We start from the raw sequence: 26,295 nt of genomic DNA on the forward strand, positions 1-26,295 counted from the left end.
CTCATGTAGGAGCTGCCGAAGGCTGCGATCTTTTGACTTTGTTTTAAGGATCAAGATCAAAAGATCGCCGCCTGCGGCAGCTCCTGCATAGGGATCATCAATGGTTTGGAGTTTTTCTGTATGGGCCCATGGCTCGATAGCGTGACCGGGTGGCTGGCGGCCAACCCACAATGGCTGGCTGCGGCGGTATTCATTGTTGCCTTTGTGGAATGCCTGGCGATTGCCGGTCTGATCGTGCCCGGCACCGTGCTGCTGTTTGCCGTCGCCGTTCTGGCCGGCAGCGGCGCACTGTCGCTGAGCGAAACCCTGCTGCTGGGTTTTCTCGGCGGGATTCTCGGCGACGCTGTTTCGTATCTGCTCGGCCGCCATTTCCACCAAAACATTCGGCGCCTGCCGGGGTTACGCCATCATCCGGAATGGATGGCCGGCGCCGAGTCGTATTTCCAGCGCTACGGCATTGCCAGCCTGTTGGTCGGCCGCTTCATCGGGCCGCTGCGGCCGATGCTGCCAATGGTCGCCGGCATGTGCGACATGCCCTTCCCGCGTTTCGCCGCTGTCAGCCTGCTGGCCGCCGCCGGCTGGAGTCTGGCCTATCTGCTGCCAGGCTGGGCCACCGGCGCGGCCTTCCGCCTGCCCTTGCCTGAAGGGTTCTGGCTGCAAGCCGGCATTGTCGCCGGGAGCATCGCCGCAATGGTTGGTCTCAGCGTGAACAGCAGCTTGCGCCGTCACCGTCGCGCGACGATCTGGATCAGCAGCATGAGCCTGTTGATTCTGACGGGCCTGTTCGTCGGCTATCCGTATCTGACAGCACTCGATCAGGGCGTGATGACACTGGTGCAGGAGCATCGCCAGCCAATGCTGGATGAAATTGCAGTCACGCTGACGCTGATCGGCGAGTTCCGCAACATGCTCATGTTCAGCGCTTTGCTCGTCGTCCTGCTGCTGATCTGCCGGCAATGGCGTCACGCGCTTTTTACCGCAGGCACGTTGCTGGTTACCGCACTGGCCAACACCGCAACCAAATACTTCTTCGCCCGCGTGCGCCCGGAAGTCCTGACCGACCCGCTGACCACCTACAGCATGCCCAGTGGCCATGCCTCGGGCGCGTTCGCGCTGTTTCTCAGCCTCGCTGTGCTGGCCGGTCGCGGGCAACCGCCGCGCATGCGTCTGACCTGGCTGCTGATCGGTTGCATGCCCGCACTGGCCATCGCCCTGTCGCGGGTTTATCTCGGTGCGCACTGGCCAACTGACGTGCTCGCCGGCGCCATGCTGGCCAGTTGCGTGTGTGCGGCGAGCCTGTGGCTGAGCCAGCGTTCGACATCGCTCAATGCCATGCCCTTCAAAGTCTGGTGGCTGATCCTGCCGGCGATGCTGGCAATGTTCGGTTTCTTCGTACTGCGGCATCTTCCGCATACGTTGTTGCGTTACGCTTATTGATTGAAACTTCACAAGGGTTATTTTCTTGCGCGGCTCTTTTCGGAAACTTCCGACGAGAGCAGCGCTCTTGCCCTATTCAAACTTACTTGTCATGGGAAAGTTTTCAGGCAACCAACTATCAACTTTCGTACATATAAACCCGGCATAAACCGAGTTACATAATTGCCCGCACAACACCGAGATAAAGCATTCCACCCCGCGGAAAAACCATTAGATTGACTCAGCCAATTCAATAACTTTCGATCATCAAAACACTTCAACCAACGCAACGTTAACTACGGCGCGTGTTTTGGTTATCTATTGATTCGAGTCATTCATGAGTCCGAAGATACCGCGCAAACCAACATCGACCCTTCGACAACCCGACCCGCAGACACCTGCTCCATTCCCAGGGGGCCCTGCGGCCTGGCGGCTGCCCGGTTTTGCCGACTCCGTCGGCCCGCCGCGCAGCATCGAGGCACCGGGCGCGACTGACCCGGTCCTTCCTCCCGCCATTACGATCAGCGCCCTGCCCTCGCAACCCCCTGGGACATCCCGTCACGACGGGACGGGAAATCGATACTGGTTGAAACAAGACTTTCTGCACGGCATGCAGCCGGCGGACGAAGACGGCTTTCGCTGGATTGTCGGCCGCCGTTTTGTCGACGTCGAATACGAGGGCCGTCTCGAAACGACCCATGTCGGCACCGACGATTACGGTGTCTGGCGGAGCAAACTGCTGACCGAGCGTCATCCCTCTGGCCCCAGGCTTTATAAAAACCAGGACCGTGCGACCTGGCGTCTGAGCGAACAGGTCAGCGAGATCCCGCCAGTCAGTGCTGAGCGGCTGACACCCGAAGCAGCTTCGCAGAAGCGCCCCGGGATGCCTGGCGTCAGGCCGATTGCTCCGAAGCAGCCTCGAACGACCGATACACCCAGCGAGATCGATCAGGCTCGCTACAGGCCTACCTATCGTTCACCGGATGCTCAAGGCTATTACGAGTTCACGCCCTTCCTGAGCACGAATCCAGGCGACATCCAGTTTGCCTTCAGGAACAAATACGGCAACCCGGTCCGGGTCGATGCGCCTGCGGCAGGGTTTGGCGCAGAACCCGCCCACCTGAAACACTGGACCGATCACGAAATTTGGCAGGTGTACAGCCTCGTGGGCCAGGACATCTTGAGGTTTCGTGCCGAAGCGGGGTCCAGCGGCAGACCACCACAATGGGCCGAAGCCCGAGAGACCGGCAACCCGCACAGTGACTTGCTGAGCGACGCCCTGCGCTGGCTGCAGCCGACCATGACTCGCCAGCAAAGCGAAACTTTCCTGCAAGCCTACAATCTGCTGCCGAGCCAGTTGACGCGCTTGCGCCAGGAACTCAAAAACACCTTGGCAATCCCCGAGTGGGCCGAGGCGCACAAGCGCTTGACCGAGGACACCGGCAATCCTCAGCGCCTCGAACAATTGAGCCGCGATGCCGTCAGCCAACTCAATCTCAAACGCGATGCCCGACACGATTGGTACGACCCCGAAAGCAGCCTGACCCCTGAAGTGCGCGAAGCGCTCCTGACGAAGCTCGGTTACCTGCGCAACAAGAATAACTGTCTGTACCGCACCGACATTCCGGCCCTGTTTCGCGGCGATGAGCGCACACCGTTCGAACTGGCCAATGACGGCGCCATGCTGCCGCGCTACCACCACGAACCGGGGGCGACTACGCACAAGCCGATCAGTGCCACGTTCAGCCTCAATGAGGGGCAGACGTATGCCAGCAAACCTGATCCCGAATATCTGCGTTACAACAGCCAGACCAACAAGTACCCGGGACGCAGGGCCGATGAGTCGTCTTCGGACAGTGATGCCAGTGATACGGAAAGTACGGCGTCGTCCGACTGGTCCAATCCGGACAGCCCGATTGCCTGGGATCACGACCGGCATTACCGCAGCACCCGCGAAAAACAAAAAGAGATGTTTGTGTATGTCCTCGACACCCGCCACCTGGAAGTGGTCCCGCATGAAGAGAACATGCTGTTCAACTCCGCAGCCCGCGATACCCGCCCTACCTGGTTCCCCTCCGACGACTTCGAAGGGCTGATTTCGGTTACCCGCAGCGGATTGGCGGCAGAACGCATCTGGCTGCTGAACTCATCCCAGACCAAAGGCGCCAAGGTCGACGACATCAGAACTCAGGCCGGCGACCGCGCCGAGCGCATCGAGGCGGCCACCCATGCCGGACATGCCAACGCCTTCGAATATGACCGCTTGATCGACAGCGTCGAAGCGGCGGGTCAACCGATCATCAGACTCTCGGGCAACCGCAACGAATTCGCCTACGACATCGCCTGGCCGTAAGTGCCGGCAGTCATCTGCGCAACGTGCCTTACAGAAACGCACCGGCTCGGATGCCGGTTCATAGCGCAACTCATTAAAGGACTAATACGTGTCAACACTCATAGTACCCAGCATCGCAGCCCTTGAGGCCCGGGCACTGGGAATGGAGCAGATCGAAGCCTCGGCCAATCCCCATGGACGCCAGCCGCGTCCTGTCGTGCGCAAAAGCATCGCCACCCAGACGGATCCGGATGCCCCCTTCATGCGCACACTGGAATCCCTCGACAAACATTTTGGCCCCTTACGCATTGGCGAAGTCACGACCACTCGCGTCGAACTGCAGGCCTTCGGCGCGACAGTGCATGGTCAGCCCATCAGCCCGGCGAATGCCGGCATGCAAAAGGTCGATCAGGCTTTTCTGGACGCTCTCAACTTCGATGCGAACAAGGCCCACGCACGACTGAAGGCCATCGATACCGCCGACATCGATGGCCCCGGGCTGTTGTTCTTTGAAATTTCCAGCCAGCGCTCGTTCAATGCCGGAAAACTCTTCGTCGGCACCGCCGGCCTTGAGCCGGGCAGTGTGATGGAACGCCTCAATCGTTTGTGTCACGCCGCGCAGAAACTGGACATCCAGAAAGTCGACTCATTTGAAAACTCGCCAGGTTGGGTCAACAGAGGCAAAAGCTATCTGATGAGCGGCGCCGGTGTCGGCATGCAGGCGTTCGGTATCTACAGCGGCTACCGGGCCATGCTCGATGCCATCAAGAACGGAGAGACCCGGGAAGCCTGGATTCAGGGTGGCTCGATTGCCGCCGAGCTGGGCTCGTTGATCCTGGAACAGGGTTTCAGCAAAGGCGGCCAGGCCATGCTCACCCAGAGTGGCAATGTCTTCCGGTACTTTCCGCGGACTTCTTTTGGCAAATACCTCAGCCGCGGCGCCGGGATGTTTGCCAGCATTATCACCTTGCCGTTCGACATCAATGATGCAGTGACATCATTCAATGCCGCAGCAGTCACCAGCGGCAAAGAAGCCCAGGACCACTACGTCAGCGGTGGGCTGAGTGTCGCCGGCGCGGCCATCAGTCTGGCGCTGGGCATGGCGGCTGTGGCCGGTTTCGGCAGCGTTGCCGGCCCTCTTGGCCTGGCCGCCGCCGGGCTGCTGATCGCCACCTCGTTGATTTACCAGGCCGCGCGCGTGGTCGATGACATCGACGACTACATCGAACTGACGTTTCACGAGCGTCTGCGCTCCGGCTGGTTCGCCTTCACCCGTCAGGAACTGGACAAGGACGTCATGGACCGTTTCAAGTTGTCCAAGGGCTATCGCGACCATAAGGGCCAACTGGAGATGTCCGCCCGCCAGATGCTCGACGGCGCGTACAAACACTCCCTCGAACACGTCGTCAACGGTGCGTTTCGGGTAGAACTCAAACCCGTGGAAATCTGGCGCTACCGATGGGATGAAAGCGCGGATGAACAGCCGTTCAAAGTCGATAGTTATGCGGCGGTCGTGGAAGGCGACGACGTCATCGATGCCGGCAAGGGTCTGCCGGCAGACCTCGAGGGCAAGGTCTCCGGCAGTGCCGGCGATGGCAAAGGTGTGTTCTGGCGCCTCGGTGATGGCAATGACCGGGTGATCGGGCTGGAGAACCAGCCCAATATTTTCACCTATCGAGCGGATCACAAAGCGCTGACGGGCGGCGCCAAAAGCGACGCGTTCTATCAAGAGGTCACCGAGGCGGAACTCGACCGGACAAGCAAACCGGCGCATCTGAGCGTGCTGGATGGCGGCGCAGGTTCCGACACTCTGGCGCTCGAGGGCAACCGCCCGCGCAACGACACGCGCAATATCGGCCATGACATCAACCTGCAAAGCGGCAAGGTCAGCCTGCGCGGCCTTGATCCCTATGTCGATGCCCTCCACGTCACCCAACTGACATCGATTGAAAACGTGTCGACGTTGCGCAAAGGCACCAGCCGCGTGACCGGCAGCGATGAAGCCAACCGCATCGCTGCGAATGGTTACGACCAGGTCAACGCTGGCGGCGGTGACGACACCATCGCCATCGGCGGCATCGACTGCCGGGTCGATGGCGGCAGCGGGATGGATCGCTATTACATTGCCGATACCTGCGCACGCACGACGATTGTCGAAGATGGCGAACACGCCAGCCTGATCGAGTTTGGCTGGCCGCAGGACATCATCCAGCACTGGGAAATCAACGACACCGCACTGCGGGTCCGCTCCCTGCGCGGCAAGGATGGCAGCGACCCCGAGCACGTCCTCACCGTCGAAAATGTCTACCAATGGGTCGATGGCCAGCGCCAGCTGAAAAACGACAAACTGGTGTTCAAGACTCAAGACGAATACGAACTGCTGGCGCTGCTGCCAGTGAAACCGGGCGAGGCCCTGATCGAGCGTGTCGATGTGGCAGTGAGCGTTGCCGGCAAACCGGCCCCCGCTGCTGAAATCGTCAATGGCGGTGCAGTGGAGATCAATGACCTGGGGCGCAAACGGCATTATCTGTCGCGTATGGCGGGCAACGTCGAGTTCTTCGCCAGGCAACAGGTTGCGCAGACCTCGCGTACGATCCATCTGGATTTCAAAAGCACTGAAATCAGCGACGTGGTCGTTAGCTACAACGTCGAAGTGCGCAAGGGTGTGTCCGGCAACACGCATCTCACCTACAAGAACATCGATCTGGTGCTGCACTTGCCAGAGAAGATCGTGACATTCAAAGGGGTGATTCAGACTATCCCCGCAGCCACCGGTTACAGCGGCCGAAACAGCCTGAAAGTGACGACACCACTGCTCGCACAGGACGTCGTGTTGATCCTGCAGGATGAAGTGTCGTATCGCCTGCAAGTGCCGGATCTGGATTACGAAGACGATGTCCGCAATCCCGGCACCCGCAGCCAAAGCACGCGCAGTTGCCTGAAGCGGCGGAAAGGGAATTATCTGTTCACCCGCCCCGTGCCCGGCGAAAAGCTCTCGCTGCCAGCACAGCCCAGCAAAGTGGTGATTCCGCCAGGCCCACATACCGGCATCTACGTGCTCGATGGGCAAAGCTCGAGTTACGACGTGTACCTTGCCAGCAACTCGATCGTGCGCCTCTCGACGCCGGGTGCCGCCGCCAACACCGCTGATGCTTCTATCTGGAACATTTTCACCAGTGCCCTGAAGGAAACGGTCAAGCGCGACGATATTCAACTGAACGCCAACCGCTTGCGCATCGGTAGCGCGATGGTTGAGTTGCCGACTATCAACGCTGAATCACCCGTGGAGTCAGTCAGCGTCGTGACGTCTGCGGGAAACATCTATGAAGTGTCGCTGCTGTTCGAAGTCTTCCAGTTGTACGTCATCGACGCCCGCCGTTTTGCCAGTGTCGAAGCACTGCTGGCAGACATCGAAGCGCATCGACAGCGTAACGAACTGGCCGCCAACGTTCATGTCACCCACCTCAGCGCCAAGGGCACAACCGGCAAGGTGGTTTACCGCTCGGCGAAAAAGTACTGGAGCGTCGACAGCGATCCGCAGAGCCAGGTCAGGGCTGAGGACTTGCTGATCAGTTCAAACCAGAAAACCTGATCACGTCTACCCAACATTGAATGCGCGCCGATGTGGCTATGACTGCTGCGCCGGCGCTCGTTCCACTCAGCCAACGGACAGGCTGCGTCATGTTTCAAGGAGTTCATCGCATGCGCCAAAAACCGGGACCTCGCCCCAAGTCACCGACCACCAGTCCTCCGCAACCTGCAACACGGCATCCGGCTGACAGCCCGATACTCGCCAGACCGGAAAGCGTTCCGGGCCAATCATCCGTGGACTTGCCTTCTGCCTCCAAGCGGCTGCGCCTGGATGAGCCGGACACTTCGCGCCAGCAGGCTGCGTCCATCGCAGTCAGTGTTCTGCCGACGACATCTGCACAAAGCCGCTCTTTTTCGATGACGTCGCTGGAGGATTTCGCCCATCCGTATTTCGGCGATTTGCCAGCGTCAAATGCATCCGGGGTCAGGCACTACCTCGGCCGGGATTGGGTCGATGTTCAGCTTCCCGACATCGAAGGCCGACAACACGTTTGTGTTCGCTATGATGCCGAAGTCAAGGCGTATCGAGTGATCTCGTTCCGGCGTACGGCCCCTGGCCCACCGATTTATCGCACCACGCAAGACAATCTCTGGAGTCTGGATCGACACCTGACGTTCCTTAACGCCGATGATCATGCGATCTCCGCGACGCCGAATGCGGATGGCTACTACCCGTTTCACGCTGCTGGATCGAACAGCGACACGGCTGTTCTCGGCTATGCCTTCAGGGATAGCGAGCAGCGCTGGATCGCAATCGATCCGGCGCGGGCAAAGGCTGATGCGCCGCTTGCGCAGTGGTCGGATCAGGACATCCGGCAACTGTATATCGTCGAAGACTCGCAGGTTTCCGCTTTTCGCACAGCCGCGCAACAGTCTGGAAAAGCACCGGAATGGGCGCAGCGGGCACAGAACGTCGAGGATCACACCTTTGTCGCCGACTCGTTGAAATGGTCGCATCCACAACTGGATTCCGCTCAGCGCGCGCAGTTGCTGCGCAGCTATAACCTGAGCAAGGCCCAGTTGAGCCGTTTGCGCAAGGAATCCAGTGACGGCCAGATGCCGGAATGGGCGCAGCAACACAAGCGCCTGACGCTCGACGCCGGCAACGAACAGCGCTTCAAACTGATCGCCGAAGAACTCGAAAACTACCTTCACGACCTGCGCACCCAAGGCCTGGACTTCAATCATCAATGGCCAGCGACGCGATACAGCGATGTGTTTTTAGCTGACTACGCCGCCCATCTCGGCTATCTGCGCACGCGCCACAACATGCTCTTCCGCACCGATATTCCAGCGCTGTTCAGGGGCGAAACCCGTTTGCCGTTCGAACTGGCCAGGGATGGCCGGATGATGTACCGCAAAGGCAATCCCACGGGGACCACGAACAAGCGCGCCTTGAGTGCAACGTTCGGGTTGCACGACGCCACTGCCTACGCAGCGACCAGGGGCGGCTTCTATCACGAGCTGCATTACAACACCCAGGCCAATCGCTTTCCGGGCGTGAATCCGCAGAGTTCCAAAGGGCGTACCGGCGAGTCCTCGGATTCCGCAGACAGTTCCGTGTCGGACGGCAAACGAACCGGAGACGAGGCCGACTCGGACAACTCGTTCGTGTTCGATGATACGACGGGCTATGCGTCCACCCGCCGCCAGCAAACCACCACTTTTGTCTACGCCATCGATACTCGCGGGCTGGAAGTGGTACCGGGCGCGGAAAACAAGGCATTCAACCCCGGCCAGGGCAAATTTCTCTTCGACGCCCTGGAGGGGCACATTTCCACACCGACACGCGGCATCAGCGCCGAACGGCTCTGGCTGGTGCGCTCTGACCTGAGTAAAGCGGCGCGGGTCAAGGACGTGCTGGAACAGGCGGGTGATCGTGCCGCAACAATCGAACAGGCCACCTGGGCGGGCACCGACAGCCGAGCGGCCGGCTACTTTGGCGCTAATGCCTACGATCGCCTGATCGATGAAATCGCCGGCTCGGGCGGTGTGATTCTGGACTTGCCAAAAGGCGACAAGACCTTTGCCGACGACGTCGTCTGGCCGGTCGCCGAGCATGATCGGGCCTGAGATAAAGCGCCATTCATCCAATAATGAATGGCGCGTTTTTAAACGGTAACTTGCAGCTATCCGACCACCTTGATCACGAAGATCGCCGGGATGCTATTGAACGCGTTGTGCCCCGTCGGGTTGGGGTCTACGTCCAGAAATGTGCTCATGCCACTGCTCACGCTGCGGTATAACGGCTTGCTTGAGGATTTTTTGTCATCTGTTTCGCGGTTCAATTCAAGATAAGCCGGACCTGCTTCGAAGTGGCCAAGCGAAGCTTTCGGCACGCCAGACGTACTGAATGAAAAGTCCTGCAGCGGAGCGCTGGTACTGGCCAACAGATTATGCGTCTTGTCTTCGATGAATAACCGCGCACCGTCGAACACGCCCGGATGCACGAGGCTGATTGCGTAACGCTCGCCCTGCGGGACGAACTTCAGCAGCAGCGGTTTATCGTCATCGTGGTTCGCCAGCGTGATGAAACTTGCGACGCGCGAATCAGCCAGTCCGACCTCGGCTTCCAGTTGCTCACCTCTGGTAATCCGCAGGTCGCGAAGCACCTGTTGCAGGCGTTGTTGATTAAGCACCAGCGGCCGGCCATTGAGATAAAGATGCGCGGTGAATGCTTTGCTGTTTACTGTTGCTATAGACATGGGGCGCCACCTGTAAACGTCCCGCCCTCGGTAACACCAACGGCAGGCAAATGCTGAAAAAAGGAAAGAATCAAACGGCGGCTTCAGCCATTACGGCTTTGGCTGTCGCGGCCATGCGCGGAATATCGCCGACCGGGACTTTTTCGGATTTTCGCTTACGTCGGGCAATCACCATGCGATCCGCATAATTCGAGGCGGCTTCAATAACATTGTTAACGTTATGATCAGTTCCGGCATGTTTCATAATGTACTTGCCGGCAATATCGTCCCAAAACGCCCATTCATCTTCATATACAGTCATGACTTCGTCCTTGTTTTTATAAAAGTCGCCCGCGTCCTGCGGGCAACTTGAAATTAAGGCAAAGCCATAAGCGAGACAATACTGGCAAATACGAACAGTTGATTCGAAGTGCAACTACGCAAACAACTCGCCCTGCAACTCATCGAGCAGGGCCTGAATCGCATCCAGACGTTGCTGAGGATCGTCGAGTTGCAACAGATCGATCTTGTCTTCTTCGGCGAACGGCAACAGATAGGCCAATTGATTGGCCAGCGATTGCTGACCGAGCGCATCGGTGCCCATGTTCAGCGCTTCGACCATCGGGTGCTCGGCCAAGGCCTTGAGCAGCGCCACCAGATCGGCGTCCTCATCCTGCAGCGGTTGCTCGGGATCGTCATCCAGCCACTCGACATCGGCGAGAAGCAACTGATCGCGCTGCACCTCGGTGCGCAATACATTGAATCGGCGTCCGCCCTGCACGCGGATCCCCAACAAACCGTTGTCCTGCTGCTGGAAATCAGTGATCCGCGCTTCACAGCCGACCAAGGCAAAACCTTCTGGCGCGACGCCGACTTCACTGCCCTCGAGGATGCACACCACGCCGAATCCACCGCCCTGCTTCATGCAACGGCCGATCATATCCAGATAGCGTGCCTCGAAAATCTGCAAGTCGAGGTTGCAGCCGGGAAACAGCACTGTATTGAGCGGAAAAAGCGGCAAACTCATAGACATTTCCTTACACCACCATCGACACCGCCAACGGCAGGAACACCGCCGTGGCCACGCCCATCAGACTCATCGCCAGCGCCGCAAAGGCGCCGCACTCATCGCTTTCCTGCAACGCCACCGAGGTGCCGACCGCGTGCGCGGTCATGCCCAGCGCCATGCCACGCGCCTCGGGGCTATGCACACCGAGACGGGTCAACAGCGCCGGACCGAAGATCGCGCCAATCACCCCGGTGATCAACACGAACACCGCCGCCAGCGCCGCAACGCCGCCGATCTGTTCGGCCACCAACATGGCAATCGGCGAGGTCACCGACTTCGGCGCCATGGTCATCAGGATCATGTGCTCGGCACCGAACCACCAGCCCAGTGCCACGCCCATGCCCGTGGCCACGACACCGCCTATCACCAGCGTAGTAAAAATCGGCCAGAACAATTGCCGAATACGCCGCAGGTTGAGATACAGCGGCACGGCCAGCGCCACCGTCGCCGGGCCCAGCAGAATGCTGAGGATCTCGGTGCTCTTGCGGTACTCGGCGTAAGTCAGGCTGCAACCGACCAGCACGCCAATCACCAACAGCATGGAGACCAGCACCGGTTGCAGAAAGATCCAGCGGGTTTTCTCGAACGCCGCCAGCACCAATTGATAGGCGCCGAGGGTGATGCCGATGCCGAACAGCGGGTGATGAATGACCGAAGCCCAGGCGCCCTGCCAGTCGAAAAGCATCAGGATTCCTCCGACGCAGGCGCGTGACGTTTGACCAGACGCTGCATCAGCACGCCGGCGAAGGCCATCGACAGAATCAACGACAGCACCAACGCACCGACAATCGCCCAGAAGTCCGCGGCAATGTCGCTCGCATAAACCATCACGCCCACCGCCGGCGGCACCAACAACAACGGCAGATAACGCAGCAGGCTACCGGCCGCGAGATTCAGCGGTTCGCCGACTTCACCGCGAATGATCAGAAAGACCAGCAACAGCAGCAGACCGATGATCGGCCCCGGCAGTACCGGCAACAGCAAATGATTGAGCGCCGTACCGAGCAATTGGAACAGCACCAGCAGGGTCAGGCCACGTAGCAACATCCGACATCTCCGTCTTACTTTCCACTGTGCAAGTCGCCCGCATTATAAGCACGCCTGCGCTATGGACCGGCATTCGCCAAAAGCATGGTCGGTTGACCGGAGCAAATCGCCATGATGATCTACAGTGGTTCGCAGGGAGGTCAAATCCCCCCACCTGAAAAACTATAAAACCGATGAACCCAAGGAGAGTCTCAATGCCCTATGTTCCCGTTGCAGAGCTCAAAGATTATGTCGGCAAGGAACTCGGACGTTCCGAATGGCTCACCATCGATCAGGAACGCATCAACCTGTTCGCCGAAGCCACCGGGGATTATCAGTTCATTCACGTCGACCCGGTCAAAGCCGCACAAACACCTTTCGGCAGCACCATTGCCCACGGTTTCCTGTCGTTGTCGCTGATCCCGAAATTGATGGAAGACATCCTGATCCTGCCGCAAGGCGTGAAGATGGTGGTCAATTATGGTCTGGACAGCGTGCGTTTCATTCAGCCAGTGAAGGTCAATTCCAAGGTTCGTCTGAAGGTCGATCTGGGTGAAGTCACCGAGAAAAAACCCGGACAGTGGCTGCTCAAAGCCACCGCGACACTGGAGATAGAAGGCTCGGACAAACCGGCCTATATCGCCGAGCCACTGTCGCTCTGCTTCGTCTGATCGTTCCGGATGCGAAGCAGCGCACGCTGTTTCGCGTCACGTCTCTATATATGCGACGCATAGCTGCGGCATACTCGGTCGCCTAATTGCCCGGATCCCGCTATGCGCTCACTTGCTCGTCTTGCACCCCTTGCCTTGACCCTGATGCTCACCGCGTGCGGCGACGGCGAATCGCTGTTGCCGCCGGATGCGCGCCTGCCCGATGGCGGACGCTATCGCGGTGAACTGGTCGATGGCTTGCTGCAAGGTCAGGGCCGCGTCGACTACCCCAACGGCAGTTGGTATGCCGGGCAGTTCGACAAGGGCCAGTGGCATGGGCAGGGCGAATGGCATGGCAGCAACGGCGAGGTCTATCGCGGACAGTTTCAGCAAGGCCTGTTCGACGGTCAGGGCAGCCTGACCACCAACGCCAGCAGCTACACCGGCGGCTTCAAACAGGGACGCCGCGAAGGCGAAGGCACCCTGAAAGAAAACGCCATGACCTACCGTGGCGAATTCAAGGCCGACCAATATTCCGGGCTCGGTCGTCTGGAAATGGACGACGGCAGTTCCTATCAAGGCCAGTTCGCCCACGGCAAACCCAACGGTGAGGGCCAGCGTGGCGACGCCAGCGGCAACTCGTTCACCGGGCATTTCGTCAACGGGCAGCTGGAAGGCAACGGCACCTTCAACAGCGCTGACGGCGATATCTACGTCGGCGGTTTCAAGAACAACCAACTGCATGGCAAGGGCCGCTACGAAAACGCTGACGGCGATGTCTGGCTCGGTCAGTTCAAGGAAGGCGCGCTGACCGGCAAGGGCGAGTTGATCGGTGCCGACGGCAGCCATTACGTCGGCGCGTTCAGCGACTGGCGCTTCAGCGGTCAGGGTCGTTTGAACCTGCCTGATGGCAGCTTCTACATCGGCGGCTTTGACAACGACAGTTACGCCGGACGCGGCACCCTGGTGCTGACCGATGGCAGCGTGATGAGCGGCACCTGGATCAACGGCCAGCGCGTGCGCGACGCCGACGGCAAGTTGCTGCCCGATATCCTCGAACTCGGTTTGCTCGCTCAGGGCCGTCTGCTTGATGACGCCTTGGCCGCCATTCCCGCTTCAACTCCGGCGGTCGAGCTGTACACCCTGACCCTCGGTGGCGACGGCAAGCAAAGCGTATTCCTGCGCGAATCCGATTACGTCGCCAACATGCTCAACACGCGCTTCGGCGCCTATGGCCAGGTCCGTCTGGTCAACCACCGTGACCACCTCGGCGACCGGCCGATGGCCACCCGCGAGAACCTGCGCCGCGCTGCGCAAACGCTGGCCGAACGCAGCGGCCCGGAAGACTTGCTGTTCATCTACCTGACCAGTCACGGCACCGCCGAGCATGAACTGGTGCTCGACCAACCGCGCATGGAACTGGCCGACCTGCCCGCCGACGAACTCGCCGCCGTACTCGCGCCGCTGAAAAACCGCGACAAGATCATCGTGATTTCGTCGTGCTACTCCGGCGGTTTCATCCCGGCGCTGAAAGACGAACGCACGCTGATCATGACCGCCTCGCGTGCGGATCGGGTGTCCTTCGGCTGCTCGGAAGAAGCCAACTTCACTTACTTCGGCGACGCGCTGTTCGCCCAGGCGCTGAACCAGACCGATGATCTGGAGCAAGCCTTCAAACTGGCCAAGGCCACCGTCGCCGAGCGTGAACTGGCCGATAACTTCGAGGCCTCGGAGCCGCAGATCTGGGCGCCGAAAACCGTGCTGTCGCACTGGCAACTGCTGCGTAAACAGCAAGCCAGAAAAGCATTGCAAAGTGCTGCGTTGAACGACGGAGCGACAAAGAGCAACTAAGCTGAACAGTATCAAGGGAGAGACACTATGTACTTGACGCCTCAGCACGTATTGCTTGCCGGAGCCACCGGTTTGACCGGTGAACATCTACTCGACCGTTTGCTCAACGAGCCAACGATTTCTCGCGTGCTCGCCCCTTCGCGTCGGCCATTGGCGGAACATCCACATCTGGAAAACCCGGTGGGTGATCCGCAGGTGTTTCTGCCGCAGCTCAGTGGCCGCGTCGATATCGCCTATTGCTGCCTCGGCACCACGATCAAGCAGGCCGGATCGGAAGCGGCGTTTCGCGCGGTGGATCTGGAAATGGTCGTGGCGTTTGCCAAACGTGCGCGGGAGATGGGCGCGCGGCATCTGATCGTCATCAGTGCGATCGGCGCCGACCCGAAGTCGTCGGTTTTCTACAATCGGGTCAAAGGCGAAATGGAGCAGGCACTGCGCGCGCAGGACTGGCCGCAACTGACCATTTGCCGGCCATCGCTGTTGTTGGGTGAGCGGACTGAACCGCGTCTGGCCGAGCAATTGGCCGGGCCGTTGTCGAAGCTGATTCCGGGTAAATACCGTGGCATTGAGGCCTGCCAATTGGCGCGGGCGATGTGGCGGTTGGCGCTGGAAGAGCAGGATGGCGTGCGGGTGATCGAGTCGGATGATTTACGCAAGCTCGGCAAATAATCTATAGCGCCCGGAAGAAAGCTTTCGCGAGCAGGCTTGCTCCCACATTTGCACCGCGTCCCCCTGTGGGAGCGAGCCTGCTCGCGAATGGAGTGCGCAGCGCTCCCCTACAATCCGCCAGTCGCCTGAAAACTCACACCTATCACCGTGAGCAATGACAGCGGCAACAGCAGCGTATCGAGCAAGGCACTCGCCGGCAGATCCACCCCCGGATAGCTCGGCGCCTCAGCCCCGAACCGATCCATCGCGCAACAGCCGCCATTCATCGCGTACAAGTCCAGCCGCGTCCCGGAATACACCACGGGCGCCCCCGGTTTCGCCGCATCCAGCGTGCGCGCCGTCGCGCACCCGGTCAGCAACAACACCAGCCCGATCGCCAGCAGCTTATTCATCGCTGCTCAGATGATGCTCACCCCAACGCGGCAGCATGTCCTGGGGAATGCCGAGCAGATTGAGAATCCGCGCCACCACGAAATCGATCAGGTCGTCGATAGTCTGCGGCTGGTGATAGAACCCCGGCGAGGCCGGCAGAATCGTCACGCCCATGTTCGACAACTTGAGCATGTGCTCCAGATGAATACTCGAATATGGCGCTTCGCGCGGCACCAGAATCAATTGGCGACGCTCCTTCAAAGTGACGTCGGCGGCGCGCTCGATCAGGTTGTTGCAGGCGCCGGTGGCAATCGCCGACAACGTCCCGGTGGAACATGGCACCACAACCATCGCCGCCGGTGCGCCGGAGCCCGAAGCTACCGGCGACATCCAGTCTTCCTTGCCGTACACGCGGATCTGCCCGGCGGCAGCCCCGGTGTATTCGGTCAGGAAGGCCTGCATCATCTGCGGCTTCGGTGGCAGCGTGACATCCGTCTCGGTGGCCATGACCAATTGCGCAGCCTTGGAGATCAGGAAGTGCACTTCGCGATCTTCCCGCACCAGGCAATCGAGCAGGCGCAAACCGTACTGGGCGCCGGAGGCACCGGTCATGGCCAGCGTGATGCGTTCGGGGCCATTGTTCATACCAGCGCCTCGGCGAGTTTGCCGTGCAGGCCGCCGAAGCCGCCGTTGCTCATGATCACCACGTGAGTGCCAGGCTGGGCCTGGCTCTTCACGCGCTCGATGATGCCTTCCAGCGAATCGCTGACAATCGACGGCACTTTGCACAGCGCGGCGGTGCCAGCCAGGTCCCAACCGAGGTTGGCCGGGGCGTACCAGATCACCTGATCGGCATCGACCACACTGTCCGGCAAGCCGTCACGGTGGGCGCCGAGCTTCATCGAGTTGGAGCGCGGTTCGATGATCGCGATCAGCGGTGCGTCGCCGATGCGTTTGCGCAAACCGTCGAGGGTGGTGGCAATCGCCGTCGGGTGGTGGGCGAAGTCGTCGTAAATGGTAATGCCGCGGACTTCGGCGACTTTCTCCATACGGCGTTTGACGTTCTTGAACGCGCTCAGGCCGGCGATGCCCATCGACGGCACCACGCCGACATGACGTGCAGCGGCCAGCGCGGCCAAGGCGTTGGCGACGTTGTGCTGACCGGTCAGCTCCCACTCGACGGTGCCTTGCGACACGCCTTCGAACATCACTTCGAACGCTGAGCCGTCCTCGCTCAACAGTTTGACCTGCCACTGACCGCCGGCACCGGTGGTTTGCACCGGTGTCCAGCAGCCCATTTCGATCACACGCTGCAAGGCTGGCTCGGTGGTTGGATGAATGACCAGGCCTTCACTCGGGATGGTGCGCACCAAGTGATGGAATTGCCGCTCGATCGCCGGCAAATCCGGGAAGATGTCTGCGTGATCGAACTCAAGGTTATTGAGGATCGCGGTGCGCGGACGGTAGTGCACGAATTTCGAGCGCTTGTCGAAGAATGCGCTGTCGTATTCGTCAGCCTCGATCACGAAGAACGGCGTACCGCCCAAGCGTGCCGACACCGAGAAATTCTGCGGCACGCCGCCGATCAGGAAGCCCGGGCTCATGCCGGCATGTTCCAGTACCCAGGCGAGCATGCTGCTGGTAGTGGTTTTACCGTGCGTGCCGGCCACCGCCAGCACCCAGCGACCTTGCAGCACGTGGTCAGCCAGCCACTGCGGGCCGGAGACGTATGGCAGGCCTTTGTTCAGCACATATTCCACCGCCGGGTTGCCGCGGGACATGGCGTTGCCGATCACCACCAGATCCGGTGCCGGATCGAGCTGCGCCGGGTCATAGCCCTGCGTCAGCTGAATGCCTTGGGCTTCAAGCTGCGTGCTCATCGGCGGATAGACGTTGGCGTCGGAACCGGTCACGTGATGGCCCAGCTCTTTGGCCAACACCGCCATCGAGCCCATGAAAGTCCCGCAGATACCCAGAATATGAATGTGCATAGTCGACCTCGTAAAACATGGCCGCAGGTTAGCGTAGGGAGGGGGAAATCGCACTCTTTAGGTGAGGGGCGGGGTGGGTGGGCCGTAACATCTCGACTCGACTGCAGACTGCCGCCCTCACCCCAGCCCTCTCCCAGAGGGAGAGGGAGCCGATCTGCGTCGTTTTCAAATCCTGAGTTCGGCTCGATAACTCAGGTCGGCGTAGATCAGTAGAGCAACTCGGTCAGTCCCCTCTCCGGCGGCAGAGGGAGCCGATCTCGGTCGCTTTGAAATCCTGAGCTCGGCTCGATATTTCAGGTCGGCGTAAATTGGCAGAACACCGCGGTCAGTCCCCTCTCCCTCTGGGAGAGGGCTAGGGTGAGGGCCTTCTAACTGACTCGCCGCTCAATCCCATGCTTACGCAGCTTTCTATAAAGGGTATTGCGACTGACCCCAAGCTGCTCAGCCGTTTGAGTCATATGCCACCGCGTCTGCTCCAAAGTTTTAAGCAGTGCAATCCGCTCGGCATCTGCCAGTGGATGTTCGCCAGACTCGGCTGGCGGAAGGACTGGACGCCCCTGCCGAATCATCACCGGCAGATCCTCCACCCCGATCCGCCCTTCATCACACAACGCCGCCAGCGTGCGCAGCACATTGCGCAACTGCCGCACATTTCCCGGCCAATTGAAGGCCAGCAACGCCTGACGCGCCGGCTCGTCGATCAGGATCGTTTCACCGCCCGCCTCCTCGGCCAGCAGGAAATCCAGCAACTGCGATTTATCGCTACGCTCACGCAACGCCGGCAACGCTACTTCCAACCCATTGAGCCGGTAGTACAAATCCTCGCGGAAGCTTCCATCGGCGACTCGCTCCAGCAGATTGCGGTGCGTCGCACTGATAATCCGCACGTTGACCGACTCCGGCTCGCCGCCAATCGGCACCACTTGCCGATCCTCCAGCACACGCAACAAACGCGTTTGCAGCGCCAGCGGCATGTCGCCGATTTCATCGAGAAACAGCGTGCCGCCATCAGCCTGCTGCAACTTGCCGCGCATGCCGTCCTTGCGTGCGCCGGTGAAACTGCCGCCGCGATAGCCGAACAGTTCGCTCTCGATCAGGCTTTCCGGGATGGCCGCGCAGTTAAGGGCGACGAAGGCTTTGTTTGAGCGCTGGCTGGCGTGATGCACGGCCTTGGCAAAAGCCTCTTTGCCCGAGCCGGTTTCGCCATTGATCAGCAGTGGCACATCACGTTCGAAGACGCGCAGGGCTTTGCGGAAATCGGCCTGCAGCGCCTCGTCACCGAGACAGATGCCCGACAAGCGCGGCGCTTCAGCTACTACCGGCGTCGATACCATCGGTACAGCTTTGCGCGACTCACCGCGCAACACAGCAAACAGATGTCGCCCGTCACGGGTACGCAGCGGCCAACTGGCGCTGGCATTGGCGCTCGCGCGGCCAAGCAACTCATCCAGCGAACAATCGAAGAACGCCTCGACCGGTTTACCGAGCAAGCCGCCACGAATATGCCCGAGCAGGTTTAGCGCACTCTGGTTGACCGCACTGATCCGGCCTTCGCCGTCAAACGCCAGCAAGCCCTCGCTGAACAGCCCGACGGACTCGGCTTGCAGATGAAAACGCAGCAACCATTGGTTATCGAAACAGCGCAGGAAGTAGCAGCTCTCGATCATCTTCGCCGACAGATTGACCAGCGCCATGGTGTGGAACTGACTCTGCCGCGACACGTCGTGGCGCGCCGACGACACGTCGAGCACCGCCAGCAGTTCGCCATGCGGGTCGAACACCGGGCTCGCCGAACAGGTCAGGCCGGTGTGGCGACCGCGAAAGTGCTCATCCTGGTGAATGGTCAGCGCCTGACGTTCGACCAGGCAAGTGCCGATGCCGTTGGTGCCTTCGCAGGCTTCGCTCCAGTCCGCACCGAGCCAGAGGCCGGCGCGCTCGAAAATCTTGCGTTCGGCGGGCGCGGTGACGCAGTTTAGGATCACCCCGCGCGCGTCGGTCAGCAGCACCGCGTGGCCGGCGCCGGAGAGTTGTTGGTGCAGGCTGCTCATTTCATTGCCGGCGATCTGTAGAACCTGCTGCAGACGTTCGCGGCTTTCCAGTACCCGGCCGTGTTCGAGCACGGTCGGCGCCATGCTCAGCGCGGGGTCGAGGTGATAGTCCTCCAGACAGCGCAGCCACGAACGGGCAATCGACGGATCGGCACCGGGCCCGTGCAGGTGCGGTTTGCCCTGCGTAGCAGTGAGAACCTGTTGGGCATGGCGACTCAAATGGTTGTCGTGCATTTCTTATTGTTCTCCCCGAGGCTCGATGGCCCAATGCTGAGGTGACGCCCAGCATCCCCCAGCCACCGACGCATTGCAATGCTGGCAAGACTGTCCGGTCACGGGCTGTACCGAAAGCGGTACAAACTGTCATCCCCTCTGTACCGAAACCGTCACAGGCAAAATCCACTCGTCCGACAAAAACCCGCCAAGCCCTTGATTTACCTGCCCTGCACGGCAGTGGCCCGACCTTTGCTCTACGCTTATAGCAAGCGCACTTGCGCGTTTCTCTAATAAGTACAAAGCCAAGGAGAACATCATCATGCGTTACGCTCACCCCGGTACTGAAGGCGCCAAAGTCTCGTTCAAGAGCAAGTACGGTAACTACATCGGCGGCGAGTTCGTCGCGCCTGTCAAAGGTCAGTACTTCACCAACACCTCGCCAGTGAATGGCCAGCCGATTGCCGAATTCCCCCGCTCCACTGCCGAAGACATCGACAAGGCACTGGACGCCGCCCATGCCGCTGCCGACGCGTGGGGCGCGACCTCCGTGCAGGCGCGTTCGCTGATCCTGCTGAAAATCGCCGACCGCATCGAACAGAACCTCGAACTGCTGGCGATCACCGAAACCTGGGACAACGGCAAAGCCATCCGCGAAACCCTCAACGCCGACATCCCGCTGGCCGCCGACCATTTCCGCTACTTCGCTGGCTGCCTGCGCGCCCAGGAAGGCAGCGCTGCCGAAATCGACGGCAACACTGTGGCGTACCACATTCATGAACCACTGGGCGTGGTCGGCCAGATCATCCCGTGGAACTTCCCGATCCTGATGGCCGCGTGGAAACTCGCTCCGGCGCTGGCTGCCGGCAACTGCGTGGTACTCAAACCCGCCGAGCAAACCCCGCTGGGCATTACCGTGTTGCTGGAACTGATCGGCGACCTGCTGCCACCCGGCGTGCTGAACATTGTTCAGGGCTATGGCAAAGAAGCCGGCGAAGCGCTGGCGACCAGCAAACGCATCGCCAAAATCGCCTTCACCGGCTCGACCCCGGTCGGCTCGCACATCATGAAATGTGCTGCCGAGAACATCATTCCTTCCACCGTGGAACTGGGCGGCAAATCGCCGAACATCTTCTTCGAAGACATCATGCAGGCCGAGCCGACGTTCATTGAGAAAGCCGCTGAAGGCCTGGTGCTGGCGTTCTTCAACCAGGGCGAAGTCTGCACCTGCCCTTCCCGCGCATTGGTGCAGGAATCGATCTACGACGAGTTCATGGCCGTCGTGATGAAGAAAGTCCTGCAAATCAAACGTGGCGATCCGCTGGACACCGACACCATGGTCGGCGCGCAGGCGTCCGAGCAGCAATTCGACAAGATTCTTTCGTACCTGGAAATTGCCAAGGGCGAAGGCGCCGAGTTGCTGACTGGCGGCAAGGTGGAAAAACTCGAGGGCAATCTGTCGACCGGCTATTACATCCAGCCGACCCTGCTCAAGGGCACCAACAAGATGCGCGTGTTCCAGGAAGAAATCTTCGGCCCGGTGGTGAGCATCACCACCTTCAAGGACGAAGCCGAAGCACTGGCCATTGCCAACGACACCGAGTTCGGCCTCGGCGCCGGCCTGTGGACCCGCGACATCAACCGCGCCTACCGCATGGGCCGCGCGATCAAGGCCGGTCGCGTCTGGACCAACTGCTATCACCTGTACCCGGCGCATGCCGCGTTTGGCGGGTACAAGAAGTCTGGCGTTGGGCGTGAGACGCACAAGATGATGCTCGATCATTATCAGCAGACGAAAAACCTGCTGGTGAGCTACGACATCAATCCGTTGGGCTTCTTCTAAACCTGCAGCACTGATCGTTCCCACGCTCTGCGTGGGAATGCCGCCCGGGACGCTCCGCGTCCCGCCAAAGCCGAACGCAGAGCGTCCGTTGAGGCATCCCCACGCAGAGCGTGGGGACGATCATGCTACCCACCGGCAAAAAAGCCGGGCCAATACAACAATAAGAAAGGTAAACCCTATGCCTAGCGAATCCCCGGCTGGCGCTTCGGCGACCGGCGCCTCCGTCGACTTTGAAAAAGTCGGATCGGATTACTTTCAACAACGCGAACTGAAAAAAGGTGCCGCCGGCTGGGTACTGCTGGTGGGTCTGGGCGTTGCCTACGTGATTTCCGGTGACTATGCCGGCTGGAACTTCGGCCTCGCTCAGGGTGGCTGGGGCGGCATGTTCCTGGCGACGCTGCTGATGGCCACCATGTACCTGTGCATGTGCTTTTCTCTGGCCGAGTTGTCGTCGATGATCCCCACCGCTGGCGGTGGCTACGGTTTTGCCCGCAGTGCATTCGGGCCGTGGGGCGGGTTTCTCACCGGCACCGCGATCCTCATCGAATACGCCATTGCCCCTGCGGCTATCGCGGTGTTTATCGGTGCCTACTGCGAATCGCTGTTCGGCATCGGCGGCTGGATGATCTATCTGGCCTTCTACATCATTTTCATTGCCATCCACATTTTCGGGGTCGGCGAAGCGCTCAAGCTGATGTTTGTCATCACCGCCATCGCCGCGCTGGCGCTGGGGGTGTTTCTGGTGGCCATGGTGCCGCACTTCGACGTCGCCAACCTGCTCGACATTCCGGTCACCGCCGCAGCGGGCGCCAGTCCGTTTCTGCCATTTGGCTATGTCGGCGTCTGGGCGGCGATACCCTATGCGATCTGGTTCTTCCTTGCTGTTGAAGGCGTGCCGCTGGCCGCCGAGGAAACCAAGAACCCCAAACGTGACCTGCCGCGCGGCTTGATCGGCGCCATGTTGGTGCTGCTCATGTTTGCCCTGCTGATTCTGATCGTCGGCCCCGGCGGTGCGGGCGCCAACTCGCTGCTGACCTCCGGTAACCCGTTGGTCGAAGCCTTGAGCAAAGCCTACGGCGGCTCGACCTGGATGGGCAGTTTCGTCAACCTCGTCGGGCTGGCCGGACTGATCGCGAGTTTCTTCTCGATCATCTACGCGTACTCGCGGCAGATTTTCGCGCTGTCCCGGGCCGGCTACCTGCCACGCAAACTGTCCGAAACCAATAAAAGCAAGGCACCGGTCCTGGCGCTGGTGATTCCCGGCATCATCGGTTTCGGCCTGTCGCTGACCGGCCAGGGCGATCTGCTGATTCTGGTGGCGGTATTCGGCGCAACCATCTCCTACGTGCTGATGATGGCCGCGCACATCACCTTGCGGATTCGTCGCCCCAAAATGGACCGGCCGTACCGCACACCGGGCGGCATCTTCACCTCCGGCGTGGCCTTGGTGCTGGCGTGCATCGCCGTGGTCGCAGGCTTCCTGGTCGATCCACGGGTGGTCATCGGTGCCGCCGTCATCTATGGAGTGTTAATTGCTTACTTTGCGTTCTACAGTCGACATCACTTGGTAGCAGGCACGCCGGAAGAAGAGTTCGCGGCGATCCAGAAGGCTGAGCAAGCCTTGCACTGAGTGCCGACAATCCCGGCGCAGGCTCGGTCTGCGCCGTCACGGAGAATTGTGTATGGCCAGTTTCGCTCACACGGTCGGCGCCCAGACCTATCGCTTCGACAGCCTCAAGGACGTCATGGCCAAAGCCAGCCCGGCACGCTCCGGGGACTTTCTCGCCGGCGTCGCCGCCCTCAACGACGGCGAGCGGGTGGCCGCGCAAATGGCGTTGGCCGACATTCCGCTCACGCATTTCCTGCAGGAAGCGCTGATTCCTTACGAGTCCGATGAAGTCACCCGGCTGATCATCGACACCCACGACAAACAGGCCTTCGCCGTGGTCAGCCATCTCACCGTGGGTGGCTTCCGCGACTGGCTGCTCAGTGATGCCGCCGACGAAACCAGCCTGCGCAACCTCGCCCCCGGCCTGACCCCGGAAATGGTCGCCGCCGTATCGAAGATCATGCGCGTGCAGGATCTGGTGCTGGTGGCGCAAAAGATCCGTGTCGTGACGAAGTTTCGCGGCACCCTTGGCCTGCGCGGACGTTTGTCGACGCGCCTGCAACCCAATCACCCGACCGACGAACCGTCCGGCATTGCCGCGAGCATCCTCGACGGCCTGCTCTACGGTAATGGCGATGCGATGATCGGCATCAACCCGGCCACCGACAGCATCGCCTCGATCTGCGCGATGCTGGAGATGCTCGACGCGATCATCCAGCGCTACGACATCCCGACCCAGGCCTGCGTACTGACCCACGTCACCACCTCCATCGAGGCGATCAACCGTGGCGTGCCGCTGGACCTGGTATTCCAGTCCATCGCGGGTACCGAAGCGGCCAACGCCAGTTTCGGCATCAACCTGAATGTCTTGCAGGAAGGCTACGACGCCGGTCTGAGCCTGAACCGCGGCCCCCTCGGGCAGAACCTGATGTATTTCGAAACCGGTCAGGGCAGCGCGCTGTCGGCCAATGCCCACCATGGCGTCGATCAACAGACTTGCGAGACACGGGCCTACGCCGTGGCGCGACATTTCAAGCCGTTTCTGGTGAACACGGTCGTAGGATTTATCGGCCCGGAATACCTCTACAACGGCAAACAGATCATCCGCGCCGGCCTCGAAGACCATTTCTGCGGCAAGTTGCTCGGCGTACCCATGGGTTGTGACATCTGCTACACCAACCACGCCGAAGCCGATCAGGACGACATGGACACCCTGCTGACCTTGCTGGGTGTGGCCGGGATCAACTTCATCATGGGCATCCCCGGCTCCGACGACATCATGCTCAATTACCAGACCACTTCGTTCCATGACGCGCTTTACGCGCGCCAGACCCTGGGCCTGAAACCGGCGCCGGAGTTCGAGCAATGGCTGGCGAACATGGGCATCTTCACCCAAGCGGACGGCAAGGTTCGCTTTGGCAACAACTTGCCGCCGGCCTTCCGCCAGGCGCTGGCGCAACTGGGATGAGTCACATGGAAAAACCGCCCATCGACCCGCAAAACCCGTGGCTGGAACTGCGCCGTCTGACGCCTGCGCGGATCGCCCTCGGCCGCACCGGCACCAGTTTGCCGACCAACGCACAACTGGATTTCCAGTTTGCCCACGCGCAAGCGCGGGATGCCGTGCATTTACCGTTCGATCACGCCGGGCTCAGCGCGCAACTGACTGAGCGCGGCCGTGAAAGCCTGCTGCTGCACAGTGCCGCCGTAGATCGAAACAGCTATCTGCAACGTCCGGATCTGGGGCGCAAGCTCAGCGATGAATCGGCGCAGGCCTTGCGCGAGTACGTAGCGACGCAATCCGGCGGTGTCGATCTGGCAATTGTCGTTGCCGATGGCCTGTCGGCATTGGCGGTGCATCGGCATACGCTGCCGTTTCTCAACCGTCTGGAGGAGCAGATCAGTGACGACGGCTGGTCTGTTGCGCCGGTGATTCTGGTGGAACAGGGCCGCGTCGCGGTCGGTGATGAAATCGGCCAATTGCTCGGCGCAAAAATGCTGGTGATGCTGATCGGCGAGCGCCCTGGGCTGAGCTCACCAGACAGCCTCGGTTTATATTTCACCTACAATCCAAAGGTCGGACTGACCGATGCCTATCGCAATTGCATCTCCAATGTGCGGCTCGAAGGCTTGAGCTACGGCATGGCGGCGCATCGCTTGCTCTATCTGATGCGCGAAGCCTGTCGGCGGCAGTTGTCAGGGGTCAACCTGAAGGACGAAGCACAGGTTCAGACGCTGGAATCGGACGCCGGTGTAGACATGAAAGGTAATTTCCTACTCGATCCGCCCACAACCTGAACCGTTTCCGCATTGCGTTTCTGCGCCGGTTTCAGGCAGGATCGATGCACGGCCGCACGGGTTTCCCATCGCCGTCAGAGCAGTTGAAGACAGCCACTTGAAGACGAGACCTATCATGCGGATTATTCAAGCGACCCTCGAACATCTGGACTTACTGACTCCGTTGTTCGTCAAATATCGCGAGTTCTACGGTTCCCTGCCTTACCCGGATTCATCCCGCGCCTTCCTTGAAAAGCGCCTGCGCCGCAAGGAATCGGTGATCTACCTGGCCTTGGCCGATGATGACGACAAGAAACTGATGGGCTTCTGTCAGCTCTATCCAAGCTTCTCCTCGCTGTCACTCAAGCGCGTGTGGATCCTCAACGACATCTATGTTGCCGAAGACGCACGTCGCCAACTGGTCGCCGACAACCTGATCCGCACCGCAAAAAAAATGGCCAAGGAAACCCAGGCCGTGCGCATGCGTGTTTCCACCAGCAGCAACAACGAAGTGGCGCAGAAAACCTACGAATCCATCGGGTTCAAGGAAGACACCGAGTTCAAGAACTACGTGTTGCCGATCAGCGACGAACTCTGATTGCGCGGTTTGCCTGTGATGAGGGAGCAAGCTCCCTCGCCACAATGATTATCTGT

The 26,295-nt window shown here is 60.2% G+C and carries 21 protein-coding genes; 12 read left to right on the forward strand and 9 right to left on the reverse strand.

Features of this window, described 5'->3' with window-relative positions:
- The first annotated feature begins 120 nt into the window (after positions 1–120).
- From PspS49_RS25835 to PspS49_RS25850, 4 genes are all read left to right on the forward strand, one after another.
- Positions 121–1,437 (forward strand): bifunctional DedA family/phosphatase PAP2 family protein, encoded by a 1,317-nt coding sequence (locus PspS49_RS25835; RefSeq protein WP_127929911.1) that lies wholly within the window; start codon positions 121–123, stop codon positions 1,435–1,437.
- A 565-nt stretch (positions 1,438–2,002) separates the two neighbouring features.
- Positions 2,003–3,769: a hypothetical protein gene (locus tag PspS49_RS25840; RefSeq protein ID WP_238786301.1), complete on the forward strand. Its 1,767-nt coding sequence runs from the start codon at positions 2,003–2,005 to the stop codon at positions 3,767–3,769.
- Between the two features lie 88 nt (positions 3,770–3,857).
- Positions 3,858–7,340 (forward strand): calcium-binding protein, encoded by a 3,483-nt coding sequence (locus PspS49_RS25845; protein WP_238786302.1) that lies wholly within the window; start codon positions 3,858–3,860, stop codon positions 7,338–7,340.
- A gap of 38 nt (positions 7,341–7,378) precedes the next feature.
- Positions 7,379–9,412: a hypothetical protein gene (locus PspS49_RS25850; RefSeq protein WP_238786303.1), complete on the forward strand. Its 2,034-nt coding sequence runs from the start codon at positions 7,379–7,381 to the stop codon at positions 9,410–9,412.
- 56 nt (positions 9,413–9,468) lie between these two features.
- On the opposite strand, the gene PspS49_RS25855 is transcribed toward PspS49_RS25850, so the two are convergent.
- The 5 genes from PspS49_RS25855 to PspS49_RS25875 form a co-directional block, all read right to left on the reverse strand.
- Complete coding sequence (locus PspS49_RS25855; protein WP_127929913.1) at positions 9,469–10,044, reverse strand: hypothetical protein; 576 nt, start codon at positions 10,042–10,044, stop codon at positions 9,469–9,471.
- Between the two features lie 70 nt (positions 10,045–10,114).
- Positions 10,115–10,345: a hypothetical protein gene (locus PspS49_RS25860; RefSeq protein WP_127929914.1), complete on the reverse strand. Its 231-nt coding sequence runs from the start codon at positions 10,343–10,345 to the stop codon at positions 10,115–10,117.
- A gap of 114 nt (positions 10,346–10,459) precedes the next feature.
- Positions 10,460–11,050 carry an LON peptidase substrate-binding domain-containing protein gene (locus tag PspS49_RS25865; RefSeq protein ID WP_127929915.1) on the reverse strand — a complete coding sequence of 197 codons (591 nt, stop codon included), beginning with the start codon at positions 11,048–11,050 and terminating at the stop codon, positions 10,460–10,462.
- A 10-nt stretch (positions 11,051–11,060) separates the two neighbouring features.
- Positions 11,061–11,777, reverse strand: coding sequence for an LrgB family protein (locus tag PspS49_RS25870; RefSeq protein ID WP_160041952.1), 717 nt, complete (start codon positions 11,775–11,777; stop codon positions 11,061–11,063).
- Entirely contained in the window at positions 11,777–12,139 is a 363-nt protein-coding gene (locus tag PspS49_RS25875) for a CidA/LrgA family protein (protein WP_134177798.1), read from the reverse strand. The genes PspS49_RS25870 and PspS49_RS25875 overlap by 1 nt, the downstream gene beginning before the upstream one ends.
- Before the next feature lie 194 nt (positions 12,140–12,333).
- Here PspS49_RS25875 and PspS49_RS25880 point away from each other — a divergent pair, with 194 nt between their 5' ends.
- The 3 genes from PspS49_RS25880 to PspS49_RS25890 all read left to right on the forward strand — a co-directional run bounded on the left by PspS49_RS25880 (position 12,334) and on the right by PspS49_RS25890 (position 15,288).
- Positions 12,334–12,789 carry a MaoC family dehydratase gene (locus PspS49_RS25880; protein WP_007909575.1) on the forward strand — a complete coding sequence of 152 codons (456 nt, stop codon included), beginning with the start codon at positions 12,334–12,336 and terminating at the stop codon, positions 12,787–12,789.
- 102 nt (positions 12,790–12,891) lie between these two features.
- Positions 12,892–14,619: a C13 family peptidase gene (locus PspS49_RS25885; RefSeq protein WP_160041954.1), complete on the forward strand. Its 1,728-nt coding sequence runs from the start codon at positions 12,892–12,894 to the stop codon at positions 14,617–14,619.
- A 27-nt stretch (positions 14,620–14,646) separates the two neighbouring features.
- Positions 14,647–15,288: an oxidoreductase gene (locus PspS49_RS25890; RefSeq protein ID WP_160041956.1), complete on the forward strand. Its 642-nt coding sequence runs from the start codon at positions 14,647–14,649 to the stop codon at positions 15,286–15,288.
- Positions 15,289–15,395: 107 nt separating this feature from the next.
- Here the strand turns inward: PspS49_RS25890 and PspS49_RS25895 are convergent, their stop codons facing one another.
- The 4 genes from PspS49_RS25895 to PspS49_RS25910 all read right to left on the reverse strand — a co-directional run bounded on the left by PspS49_RS25895 (position 15,396) and on the right by PspS49_RS25910 (position 19,933).
- The gene (locus PspS49_RS25895) at positions 15,396–15,680 is read right to left on the reverse strand and encodes a YceK/YidQ family lipoprotein (RefSeq protein ID WP_127929918.1); all 285 of its coding nucleotides are present in this window, start codon (positions 15,678–15,680) and stop codon (positions 15,396–15,398) included.
- Entirely contained in the window at positions 15,673–16,305 is a 633-nt protein-coding gene (ubiX, locus tag PspS49_RS25900) for a flavin prenyltransferase UbiX (RefSeq protein ID WP_095122104.1), read from the reverse strand. The genes PspS49_RS25895 and ubiX overlap by 8 nt, the downstream gene beginning before the upstream one ends.
- A complete protein-coding gene (gene mpl / locus PspS49_RS25905) occupies positions 16,302–17,651 on the reverse strand; it encodes a UDP-N-acetylmuramate:L-alanyl-gamma-D-glutamyl-meso-diaminopimelate ligase (RefSeq protein ID WP_160041958.1) in 1,350 nt (449 codons plus the stop codon). The genes ubiX and mpl overlap by 4 nt, the downstream gene beginning before the upstream one ends.
- A gap of 368 nt (positions 17,652–18,019) precedes the next feature.
- On the reverse strand, positions 18,020–19,933 hold the full coding sequence (locus tag PspS49_RS25910) for a sigma-54-dependent Fis family transcriptional regulator (RefSeq protein WP_160041960.1): 1,914 nt from the start codon (positions 19,931–19,933) through the stop codon (positions 18,020–18,022).
- Between the two features lie 301 nt (positions 19,934–20,234).
- Between PspS49_RS25910 and PspS49_RS25915 the strand changes: the two genes are divergently transcribed.
- The 5 genes from PspS49_RS25915 (at position 20,235) to PspS49_RS25935 (ending at position 26,239) form a co-directional block, all read left to right on the forward strand.
- On the forward strand, positions 20,235–21,755 hold the full coding sequence (locus PspS49_RS25915) for an aldehyde dehydrogenase family protein (protein WP_150751752.1): 1,521 nt from the start codon (positions 20,235–20,237) through the stop codon (positions 21,753–21,755).
- Positions 21,756–21,933: 178 nt separating this feature from the next.
- Complete coding sequence (eat, locus tag PspS49_RS25920) at positions 21,934–23,385, forward strand: ethanolamine permease (RefSeq protein ID WP_160041962.1); 1,452 nt, start codon at positions 21,934–21,936, stop codon at positions 23,383–23,385.
- Between the two features lie 52 nt (positions 23,386–23,437).
- Positions 23,438–24,832 (forward strand): ethanolamine ammonia-lyase subunit EutB, encoded by a 1,395-nt coding sequence (locus PspS49_RS25925; RefSeq protein WP_127929922.1) that lies wholly within the window; start codon positions 23,438–23,440, stop codon positions 24,830–24,832.
- 5 nt (positions 24,833–24,837) lie between these two features.
- Positions 24,838–25,662, forward strand: coding sequence for an ethanolamine ammonia-lyase subunit EutC (gene eutC, locus PspS49_RS25930; RefSeq protein ID WP_160041964.1), 825 nt, complete (start codon positions 24,838–24,840; stop codon positions 25,660–25,662).
- A 115-nt stretch (positions 25,663–25,777) separates the two neighbouring features.
- Entirely contained in the window at positions 25,778–26,239 is a 462-nt protein-coding gene (locus PspS49_RS25935; protein WP_003228592.1) for a GNAT family N-acetyltransferase, read from the forward strand.
- Positions 26,240–26,295 lie beyond the last annotated feature (56 nt).

Source organism: Pseudomonas sp. S49 (assembly GCF_009866785.1).
Taxonomy (GTDB): Bacteria; Pseudomonadota; Gammaproteobacteria; order Pseudomonadales; family Pseudomonadaceae; genus Aquipseudomonas.